General features: G+C 38.8%; 12 protein-coding genes. All 12 read left to right on the top strand.

Features of this window, described 5'->3' with window-relative positions:
* Positions 1-66 precede the first annotated feature (66 nt).
* Positions 67-510 carry a tRNA (adenosine(37)-N6)-threonylcarbamoyltransferase complex ATPase subunit type 1 TsaE gene (tsaE, locus tag HT715_RS07865; protein WP_000288246.1) on the top strand — a complete coding sequence of 148 codons (444 nt, stop codon included), beginning with the start codon at positions 67-69 and terminating at the stop codon, positions 508-510.
* The gene (locus tag HT715_RS07860; protein WP_000455532.1) at positions 500-1,018 is read left to right on the top strand and encodes a GNAT family N-acetyltransferase; all 519 of its coding nucleotides are present in this window, start codon (positions 500-502) and stop codon (positions 1,016-1,018) included. Before tsaE ends, HT715_RS07860 begins: the two co-directional genes overlap by 11 nt.
* 7 nt (positions 1,019-1,025) lie before the next feature.
* Positions 1,026-2,042 (top strand): LCP family protein, encoded by a 1,017-nt coding sequence (locus HT715_RS07855; RefSeq protein ID WP_000239274.1) that lies wholly within the window; start codon positions 1,026-1,028, stop codon positions 2,040-2,042.
* Positions 2,043-2,125: 83 nt separating this feature from the next.
* On the top strand, positions 2,126-3,382 hold the full coding sequence (locus HT715_RS07850; RefSeq protein ID WP_000642684.1) for a competence/damage-inducible protein A: 1,257 nt from the start codon (positions 2,126-2,128) through the stop codon (positions 3,380-3,382).
* Positions 3,383-3,436: 54 nt separating this feature from the next.
* Positions 3,437-4,603, top strand: a complete 1,167-nt coding sequence (gene recA, locus HT715_RS07845) for a recombinase RecA (RefSeq protein ID WP_001085465.1) — start codon at positions 3,437-3,439, stop codon at positions 4,601-4,603.
* 114 nt (positions 4,604-4,717) lie between these two features.
* Positions 4,718-6,088, top strand: coding sequence for an MATE family efflux transporter (locus tag HT715_RS07840; RefSeq protein WP_001036247.1), 1,371 nt, complete (start codon positions 4,718-4,720; stop codon positions 6,086-6,088).
* A 374-nt stretch (positions 6,089-6,462) separates the two neighbouring features.
* Complete coding sequence (locus tag HT715_RS07835; protein ID WP_000401884.1) at positions 6,463-7,413, top strand: N-acetylmuramoyl-L-alanine amidase family protein; 951 nt, start codon at positions 6,463-6,465, stop codon at positions 7,411-7,413.
* Positions 7,414-7,783: 370 nt separating this feature from the next.
* The gene (locus HT715_RS12290) at positions 7,784-8,128 is read left to right on the top strand and encodes a helix-turn-helix transcriptional regulator (protein ID WP_001056000.1); all 345 of its coding nucleotides are present in this window, start codon (positions 7,784-7,786) and stop codon (positions 8,126-8,128) included.
* A gap of 12 nt (positions 8,129-8,140) precedes the next feature.
* Positions 8,141-8,887 carry an ImmA/IrrE family metallo-endopeptidase gene (locus tag HT715_RS07825; protein WP_306345051.1) on the top strand — a complete coding sequence of 249 codons (747 nt, stop codon included), beginning with the start codon at positions 8,141-8,143 and terminating at the stop codon, positions 8,885-8,887.
* Positions 8,880-9,305, top strand: coding sequence for a hypothetical protein (locus HT715_RS07820; RefSeq protein ID WP_000204075.1), 426 nt, complete (start codon positions 8,880-8,882; stop codon positions 9,303-9,305). The genes HT715_RS07825 and HT715_RS07820 overlap by 8 nt, the downstream gene beginning before the upstream one ends.
* 710 nt (positions 9,306-10,015) lie before the next feature.
* Positions 10,016-10,570, top strand: coding sequence for a PBECR4 domain-containing protein (locus HT715_RS07815; protein ID WP_311141307.1), 555 nt, complete (start codon positions 10,016-10,018; stop codon positions 10,568-10,570).
* A 36-nt stretch (positions 10,571-10,606) separates the two neighbouring features.
* A partial coding sequence (locus HT715_RS11675) for a hypothetical protein (RefSeq protein ID WP_205380672.1) occupies positions 10,607-10,794 on the top strand: 188 nt, incomplete at its 3' end.

Below are 10,794 nucleotides of genomic sequence, written 5' to 3'. Positions count from 1 at the left end.
TTTTCATTGAGTATAAGTTTAGCAGGAAAATAGACACAAAAGAAAAGTTTTTGGTATAATAAGAGTATGTACACAAAAAATGAAGAAGAGCTACAATCCTTAGGGGAGCGTTTGGGTCATCTATTAGCAAAGAATGATGTTTTAATCTTAACTGGAGAACTGGGTGCAGGTAAAACGACCTTTACTAAAGGACTTGCTAAAGGTTTACAGATTTCTCAAATGATTAAAAGTCCAACCTATACTATCGTAAGAGAGTATGAGGGGCGTCTTCCGCTTTTCCATTTAGATGTTTATCGTATTGAAGGAGATGCGGATTCTATCGACTTGGATGAGTTTCTCTTTGGTGGCGGAGTGACTGTCATCGAGTGGGGAAATCTCTTAGGAGATGCCTTGCCAGATACTTATTTAGAATTGGAAATTCTAAAAGAAGCAGATGGACGTCGTTTAAATTTTCAGGCAAAGGGTTTGCGTGCAGAAAAACTCTTAGAGGAGCTTCAACATGGAGTATGAATTGCTCATTAGGGAAGCAGAGCCTAAAGATGCAGCTGAATTAGTGGCCTTTTTAAATCGTGTAAGTTTGGAGACAGATTTTACCAGCTTAGACGGAGATGGTATTCTCTTGACCAGTGAGGAGATTGAAGTATTCCTCAACAAGCAAGCTAGTTCGGACAATCAGATAACCTTACTTGCATTCTTAAATGATAAAATTGCTGGTATTGTAAATATTACAGCTGACCAGCGCAAGAGAGTCCATCATATTGGAGATCTCTTCATTGTGATTGGAAAAAGATATTGGAATAATGGATTGGGAAGTTTGTTGCTAGAAGAAGCGATAGAGTGGGCACAAGCAAGTGGCATTCTGCGTCGTCTCCAGCTGACTGTCCAAACTCGTAATCAAGCAGCAGTTCATCTGTATCAAAAGCATGGCTTTGTAATTGAAGGTCGCCAAGAGCGTGGAGCATATATAGAAGAAGGGAAATTTATCGATGTTTACTTGATGGGTAAACTGATAGATTAGTAGAAATATGGTTAAAAAAATTATTGGAATGGTGCTAGCTTTACTTTCTGTAACTGTAGTAGGAGCAGGTATTTTTGCTTATACTATTTATCAACAAGGGACAGAAACCTTAGCTAAAACCTATAAAAAAATCGGCGAAGAAACCAAGGTTATTGAAGCGACTGAACCTCTAACCATTCTGTTAATGGGAGTGGACACCGGAAATGCTGAACGAACTGAAACTTGGGTCGGTAGAAGTGATAGCATGATCTTGATGACAGTGAATCCTAAAACGAAAAAAACAACAATGATGAGTTTAGAGCGGGATATTCTGACCCGCATTGAATCAGGGAATGGTCAGGCTCATGAAGCGAAACTGAATTCAGCATATGCAGATGGTGGAGCAGAGCTTGCTATAGAAACCATTCAAAAAATGATGAATATCCATATTGATCGCTATGTGATGGTCAATATGAAAGGGTTACAAAAACTAGTGGATGCAGTAGGTGGTATTACAGTCAATAATACCCTAGGTTTCCCAATTTCTATCAGTGACCAAGAAGAATTTAATACCATTTCTATCGGTGTTGGGGAGCAACATATTGGGGGAGAAGAAGCCCTAGTCTATGCACGAATGCGTTACCAAGATCCTGAGGGGGATTATGGTCGTCAAAAACGTCAACGTGAAGTTATTCAAAAAGTCATGGAAAAAGCTCTCAGTTTAAATAGTGTTGGTCATTATCAAGAGATTCTAAAAGCTTTGAGTGACAATATGCAGACCAATATTGATTTGTCTGCAAAAAGTATCCCTAACTTGCTAGGCTATAAAGATTCATTTAAAACCATTGAAACTCAGCAGTTGCAGGGTGAAGGAGAGATGCTTCAAGGTGTTTCTTACCAGATTGTTTCGAGAGCCCATATGTTGGAAATGCAAAATCTACTCCGACGTTCTTTGGGACAAGAAGAAGTCACTCAGCTTGAAACCAATGCGGTCTTATTTGAAGATTTATTTGGCAGAGCACCTGTTGGTGATGAAGATAATTAACTTTTGATACAAATAAAAAATCAATCGTGGGAAATTTCCTGCGATTTTTTCAAAAAAATACGAATAGATAGGTAGGAGGAAACATGAAAGCAGAAATCATTGCTGTTGGAACAGAGATTTTGACAGGACAGATTGTCAACACTAATGCTCAGTTTTTATCAGAAAAACTAGCAGAGATTGGGGTAGATGTATATTTTCAGACGGCTGTAGGAGACAACGAAGCCCGTCTCTTGTCTTTGCTTGAGATTGCCAGTCAACGTAGCAGTCTGGTGATTTTGACAGGTGGTTTAGGGCCGACTGAGGACGATTTGACCAAACAAACTCTGGCTAAATTTTTAGGGAAAGAATTAGTCTTCGATCCTCAGGCTCAGGAGAAGTTAGATGTCTTTTTCGCCCAGCGACCAGATTATGCCCGAACACCGAATAACGAAAGACAAGCCCAAATTGTAGAAGGAGCGACTCCACTGCCAAACGAAACGGGGCTGGCTGTGGGAGGAATACTAGAAGTAGATGGAGTGACCTACGTTGTCCTTCCTGGTCCGCCAAGTGAATTGAAGCCTATGGTCTTAAACCAACTTCTACCCAAGTTGATGACGGGGAGTAAGCTGTATTCCCGGGTTCTTCGTTTCTTTGGGATTGGCGAGAGCCAGTTGGTGACGATTTTGGCTGATTTAATTGATAATCAGACCGATCCGACCTTGGCACCTTATGCCAAGACAGGAGAGGTAACCTTGCGTCTGTCAACAAAGGCTAGCAGTCAAGAAGAGGCGAATCAAGTGCTGGATATTTTGGAACATCAAATCTTGGATCGCCAGACCTTTGAAGGACTTTCTTTACGAGACCTTTGTTATGGTTATGGGGAAGAGTCCAGTTTAGCCAGCATTGTGGTAGAAGAACTGAAAAAACAAGGGAAAACCATCACGGCTGCAGAGAGTTTGACGGCAGGTCTTTTCCAAGCTAGGGTAGCGGATTTTTCAGGAGCTTCAAGTATATTTAAGGGTGGTTTTGTGACCTATAGCTTGGAGGAAAAATCAAAAATGTTGGATATTCCTGTCAAGGATTTGGAAGAACAGAGTGTGGTATCTGAATTTACAGCACAGAAGATGGCTGAGCAGGCACGAAACAAGACTCAATCTGATTTTGGAATTAGTTTGACTGGAGTGGCAGGGCCAGATAGCCTAGAAGGGCATCCAGCTGGGACAGTCTTCATAGGCTTGGCTCGAGAGCAAGGAACTGAGGTTATCAAGGTCAATATTGGAGGCAGAAGTCGAGCAGATGTACGTCACATTGCTGTTATGCATGCCTTTAACCTAGTTCGCAAGGCTTTATTAAGTGACTAACTTTTGATATAATAGTAGATAGGTCTGAGGATCATTAGAATGTAGGAGAATAGAATGGCGAAAAAACCAAAAAAATTAGAAGAAATTTCAAAAAAATTTGGGGCAGAACGTGAAAAGGCCTTGAATGATGCTCTTAAATTGATTGAGAAAGACTTTGGTAAAGGATCAATCATGCGTTTGGGTGAACGTGCGGAGCAAAAGGTGCAAGTGATGAGCTCAGGTTCTTTAGCTCTTGACATTGCCCTTGGTTCAGGTGGTTATCCTAAGGGACGTATCATCGAAATCTATGGACCAGAGTCATCTGGTAAGACGACGGTTGCCCTTCATGCAGTTGCACAAGCGCAAAAAGAAGGTGGGATTGCAGCCTTTATCGATGCGGAGCATGCCCTTGACCCAGCTTATGCTGCGGCCCTTGGTGTTAACATTGACGAATTGCTCTTGTCACAACCAGACTCAGGAGAGCAAGGTCTTGAAATTGCAGGAAAATTGATTGACTCAGGTGCTGTAGATCTTGTCGTGGTCGACTCAGTTGCGGCCCTTGTACCTCGTGCGGAGATTGATGGAGATATCGGTGATAGCCACGTTGGTTTGCAGGCCCGTATGATGAGTCAGGCCATGCGTAAACTTGGTGCTTCTATCAATAAAACCAAAACAATTGCTATCTTTATCAACCAATTGCGTGAAAAAGTTGGGGTCATGTTTGGAAATCCAGAAACAACACCTGGCGGACGTGCTTTGAAATTCTATGCTTCAGTCCGCTTAGATGTTCGTGGTAACACACAAATTAAGGGAACTGGTGACCAAAAAGAAACCAATGTCGGTAAAGAAACTAAGATTAAGGTTGTAAAAAATAAGGTAGCTCCACCGTTTAAGGAAACCGTAGTTGAAATTATGTACGGAGAAGGAATTTCTAAGACTGGTGAACTCTTGAAGATTGCAAGCGACTTGGATATTATCAAAAAAGCAGGAGCTTGGTATTCTTACAAGGATGAAAAAATCGGTCAGGGTTCTGAGAATTCTAAGAAATATTTGGCAGAGCACCCAGAAATCTTTGATGAAATTGATAAGCAAGTCCGTTCTAAATTTGGCTTGATTGATGGAGAAGAAGCTTCAGAACAAGATACTGAAAACAAAAAAGATGAAGCAGTTCAAGCAGATTCTGTGAATGAAGAAGTGACACTTGACCTAGGCGATGAACTTGAAATCGAAATTGAAGAATAAGCTGTTAAAGTAGTGGAGAAATCCGCTACTTTTTCGATTTTTGATTCAAGATTTCAGATTGACTATAGTTTGCTGTTTCTTGTGGCTCCACTAGAAAGCTGATGTAATAGCCTTATGAATAAAAAACGAACAGTGGACCTGATACATGGTCCGATTCTTCCTTCTCTCTTGAGTTTTGCCTTCCCAATCTTGCTGTCTAATATCTTTCAGCAACTCTATAACACTGCTGATGTCTTGATTGTTGGACGTTTTCTTGGACAAGACTCCTTGGCAGCGGTAGGGGCGACGACAGCGATTTTTGACCTGATTGTAGGTTTTACTCTTGGTGTTGGAAATGGCATGGGGATTGTCATTGCCCGTTATTATGGAGCTCGGAATTTCACTAAAATCAAGGAAGCAGTAGCATCCACCTGGATTTTAGGGGCTCTTTTGAGTGTTGTAGTGATGCTGCTGGGCTTTCTTGGTTTGTATCCTCTTTTACAGTACCTAGATACCCCTGCTGAAATCCTTCCCCAGTCCTATCAATATATTTCTATGATTGTGACTTGTGTCGGTGTCAGCTTTGCCTATAATCTTTTTGCAGGTTTGTTGCAGTCCATTGGGGACAGTCTAGCTGCCCTTGGATTTTTGATTTTTTCTGCTCTGGTTAATGTGGTTCTGGATCTCTATTTTATTACGCAACTGCATCTGGGAGTTCAATCCGCGGGACTTGCTACCATTATTTCGCAAGGTTTATCAGCGGTTCTTTGCTTTTATTATATCTGTAAGAGTGTGCCAGAACTTTTGCCTCAGCGCAAGCATTTCAAATGGGATAAGTCCTTGTACGCAGATCTCTTGGAGCAAGGTTTGGCTATGGGCTTGATGAGTTCAATTGTGTCCATCGGCAGTGTGATTTTACAGTCTTCTGTCAATACCTTTGGCGCAGTGATTATAAGTGCACAAACGGCGGCTCGACGCATTATGGCCTTCGCCCTTCTTCCGATGACTGCTATTTCTGCTTCGATGACGACCTTTGCTTCTCAGAATTTAGGTGCTAAGCGCCCAGACCGTATTGTTCAAGGCCTTCGAATCGGCAGTCGTTTAAGTATATCCTGGGCAGTTTTTGTTTGTGTTTTCCTCTTTTTTGCCAGTCCAGCCTTGGTTTCCTTCTTGGCTAGTTCGACAGATGGTTACTTGATAGAAAATGGAAGTCTCTATCTGCAAATTAGTTCAGCCTTTTATCCCATTTTGAGCCTCTTGTTGATTTATCGCAATTGTTTGCAGGGTTTGGGGCAAAAAATCCTTCCTCTGGTTTCTAGTTTTATCGAACTAATCGGGAAAATCGCTTTTGTGGTCTTGATTATCCCTTGGGCGGGCTATAAGGGAGTTATTCTTTGTGAACCCCTCATCTGGGTTACCATGACCATCCAACTGTACTTCTCACTGTTCCGTCACCCCTTGATAAAAGAAGGTAAGGCCATCTTGGCAACCAAAGTGCTCTCCTAGCTGTATTTGCTAATAAAATCCATTTCCTCTAGTGAAAATCGAAAAAACTTGTGCTGTTATCTTTAGTTTGGTCTTGAAAATAGTTTAACAGACTTTTGACTTCTTTTATATGATATAATAAAGTATAGTATTTATGAAAAGGACATATAGAGACTGTAAAAATATACTTTTGAAAAGCTTTTTAGTCTGGGGTGTTATTGTAGATAGGATGCAGACCTTATCAGTCCTATTTACAGTGTCAAAATAGTGCGTTTTGAAGTTCTATCTACAAGCCCAATCGTGACTAGGATTGTATTCTTTATGAGGTAGAAATAAAGGAGTTTCTAGCTCTGGATTGTAAAAAATAAGTTGTTTTAATTGATAAGGAGTAAAATATGGAAATTGATGTGAGTAAATTAAGAACAGATTTGCCTCAAGTCGGCGTGCAACCATATAGGCAAGTCCATGCCCATTCCACAGGCAACCGTAATTCAACGGTTCAAAATGAGGCTGACTACCATTACAGAAAAGATCCTGAATTGGGCTTCTTTTCTCACGTAGTCGGTAATGGTCGTGTTATGCAGGTAGGACCTGTTGATAATGGTGCCTGGGACGTTGGGGGCGGTTGGAATGCAGAAGGTTATGCACAAGTTGAACTGATTGAAAGCCATGAATCGAAAGAAGAGTTTCTGATTGACTATCGTCTCTATATCGAACTCTTGCGTAATCTAGCAGACGAGGCTGGGATACCTAAAACGCTTGATACTGCTGATTTAGCAGGTATCAAGACACACGAATATTGCACCAATAACCAACCTGACAACAACTCAGATCATGTTGACCCTTATCCTTATCTTGCAAGCTGGGGCATTAGTCGTGAGCAATTCAAGCAGGATATTGAAAACGGCTTGACGATTGAAGCAGGATGGCGACAGAACGATACTGGCACCTGGTATGTACACTCAGATGGTTCTTATCCAAAAGATAAGTTTGAGAAAGTTAATGGTACCTGGTATTACTTTGACGGTTCAGGATATATGCTTGCAGACCGCTGGAAGAAGCACACAGACGGCAACTGGTACTGGTTTGACCAGTCAGGCGAAATGGCGACAGGCTGGAAGAAAATCGCTGAGAAGTGGTACTATTTCGATGGAGAAGGTGCTATGAAAACAGGCTGGATCAAATACAAGGAGACTTGGTACTATCTTGATAGTCAAAATGGGGACATGGTTTCTAATGCCTTTGTCAAATCAAATGATGGCTGGTATTACCTTAAAGAAGATGGCACGATAGCAGAAAAACCAGAATTTACAGTCGAGCCTGAAGGCTTGATAACAGTAAAATAATAATGGAATGTCTTTCAAATCAGAACAGCGCATATTATTAGGTCTTGAAAAAGCTTAATAGTATGCGTTTTCTTGTGGAGATATTTCCTTCAATTTTTGCTACTATATTAAATAAAAATCAAAAAGCAAACTAGAAAGTTATGCTAAAATAAAATCTAAATTTGACAATGTAAATCGAGTCGGATAGCTTTAAGTACTGTTTTGAGGTTGAAGATACGATTTTTGATAGGAACTCATCAAATAGGTTTACTATCATCAATTTTGGATTTTTAAGCAGTATCAATAAATTGCTTCCTTGTTTTGTCATAATTTTTTTATTTAAAAAATTTACTTTATGACAAGAGTGTGCTATTCTTTTTATGAGAGGTGTATGAATATGATAAATGTATGTGATGTTGGAAAAAGAATAAAAGAACTTAGAATATCTTCAAATCTTACTCAAGATAAGATTGCTGAATATTTGTCTTTGAATCAAAGCATGATTGCCAAAATGGAAAAAGGTGAAAGGAATATCACGTCGGATGTTATTGAGAAACTATCTGCCCTGTTTTGCTGTACGGTTGAATATCTTTTGTTTGGCGAACAAGCTGAACAACAGTGTGTAATATCGTTTAGAAAAAATAAAATAGTAGACCAAGATCTTAAAGTTTTAGCGAAAATCAATAAAATTGTATTGAATCAATTTGAGATAGATCAGCTATTGGAGACAAAATAAATGATTGATAAAATGGATTTAAGTAATAAAGCTTCAAATCTTAGAAAAAAGTTGGGAGCTGACGGTGAAGCGCCGATAGATATTTTTAAATTGGTACAAAAGATAGAGAATTTGACGCTGGTATTTTATGGACTCGGAAAGAATATTAGCGGAGTCTGTTATAAAGGAACTCAGTCAAGTCTCATTGTAATCAATTCAGACATGTCATTAGGAAGACAAGGATTTTCTTTAGCACATGAACTGTATCATCTTTATTATGATGAGGTGAAGAAGAGTTCAGTCAGTCTTATCTTGATTGGTGAAGGAGATGAAACTGAAAGAAAAGCGGATCAGTTTGCTTCATATTTTTTAGTTTCCCCATCTTCACTGTATAGGATGGTTGAGGAAATCAGAGAAAATGCTAATAGAACTCATCTTGAAGTAGAAGATATTATAAAATTGGGTCAGTTTTATGGTATCAGTCATAAAGCTATGTTATATAGATTGCGGAATGATGGATACCTTGATGCAGAAGAAATTAAAAATATGGATATTAGTGTTATAGAGACAGCTTCAAGATTAGGCTATGATACAAGTTTATATCGTCCTTTGTCAGAAAGTAAAAAGGAAATGGTATTAGGACACTATATTAAATCGACTGAACAACTTTTAGAAAATAACAGAATTTCGCAAGGGAAGTATGAGGAACTGCTACTAGATGCTTTCAGATATGATATTGTATATGGGCTAGATGAAGAGGGGGAGTTGTCGTTTGACTAGTCGTGTATTTATTGATACAGATTGTATTTCAGCATTTTTATGGGTTGGCACTGAACATCTTTTAGAAAAGCTCTATTCGGGTAAAATTGTTATTCCACAAGAGGTGTATGATGAAATCAATATACCTACAATCCCCCATTTAAAATCTAGGATAGACCAGTTAGTAGCTAAGGGTTCAGCTGAGATTGTGAGCATAGACATTGGAACTGAAGAATACGCATTATATAGAAATTTAACAAGAAATCATGATAGTAACAAGGTTATTGGTAAGGGAGAAGCGGCTTCTATTTCCTTAGCGAAAAAGCATAACGGGATATTAGGAAGTAATAACCTAAGAGATGTTCAACCATATGTAGAAGAATTTTCTTTAGAACATATGACGACAGGAGATATACTGATTGAAGCGTTTAAAGCGTAATTTATTACTGAACAAGAGGGCAATCATATCTGGAATAATATGCTTAAAAAGAGAAGGAAAATTGGGGCGGCTTCATTTTCAGACTATCTTCGTGGAAGTGTTCATCAAAATAGACAAAAATAAATTTGGATAAATCGAACTTACTATTCAGGAGGAATATGAGCAATTCGAAGAAGAAAAGTGTCAAATTGAGCCTATAAGAGTAGAAATGACCTACATAGGGGATGAGAGAAAAGTTGTCCTTGAAGTTTCCTTGAACGATTAGTCGCATGTCAAACGATATGTAGGGTAATGTGAGAAGGGATAGCGAGTAGTTTTTGGTTATTTTATCAAAAAACTTGTATTTTATCATACTGAATGATAAAATACAAGAAAAATAGTAGAATAAAGGAAAGCTTTTCTAAAATGTGTATCTCCCCACAGGATTCGTTCTTGTGGGATTTTTTTCGTTAAAGAAAGCGATAAATATTGACTTTTTGAAAGAAAGATGTCATAATTAAGTTGGAAAAAACGTAAAAGTATCACTTTTCTCGTTATCCCGACTCCCAAAACGTCGTTAAACCGCTCGGCAATCCATGGAGACATGGACACATAGTAGTAAGCACGCTATGTGGCTTGGCAGAGCTAAAAACTGTTCCCTTGCGATAAGCCTAATAAGCACAACATAGGGAGTTAGAGAAGCCGACTCTAATCATCCACTTTGGGCAGTAGTGAGAACTGCCCCGTGCTTTTTTTATTTTGAGAAAATATGGAGTTTGTCGTTGAAATTACTTGATTGTATTTTAGATTATCAAGAGAAATTCGATGGAAAAACATGTCAAGTATCAACGAATTATAAGCATTTAGAGACTTTCGAAGTAGATTTTTGCTTGACTGATTTACATCACTTATTTGGCTTGCACAAAATCACACGAGATTATGCTAGTCAAACAATACCTGCTATTCAAGCTGGTGTTTTTATTTTGGAAGATTTTAGAAATCATCCTATGTACAATGATGTAATCGAAAGGATATCTTTGTATAGTTTTATCGGTGATATCTTCTATTCTAAGATAACAAGTTGTTGTATCCTAGCCAAAGATTTATCTAAAAACACTATGAAGTTGGACGTCATATTTTTTGAAGATAGAAACAAAAGATCCGCAATTTTAGGTTTACGAAGAGATAAAAGTGGAATGTTTAAACCGGTTACTCTACATTTTACAAGCGCTAAGAAATATGCTAAAGTTCGTAAAACAGATGTGAAAGAAATTCAATGGTTATAAAAAACTTTTCGCAGGCTTCGGCTTGCGTTTTTTTGTTTGATAAAATTAAAAAAATGTGCAAAAATAAGTAGAATTGAAAACAGGAAAAAACACCTCCTTTCGATTCGCCAAGCCTCTTCGCAAGGCAATGAGGGGGCGGAGAGACGCGCTCGTCAACAGAAGTATCTCATTGGAAATGTTGCTCACTTTTTTAGTGAGCTTTTTATTATGGCTTCAAGCCAGTT

This window comes from Streptococcus sp. 4155 (assembly GCF_013276695.1).
Taxonomy (GTDB): Bacteria; Bacillota; Bacilli; order Lactobacillales; family Streptococcaceae; genus Streptococcus; species Streptococcus pseudopneumoniae.
Note: the sequence above shows the minus strand (reverse complement) of the source record. Positions and strands in the feature narration are given on the sequence as shown.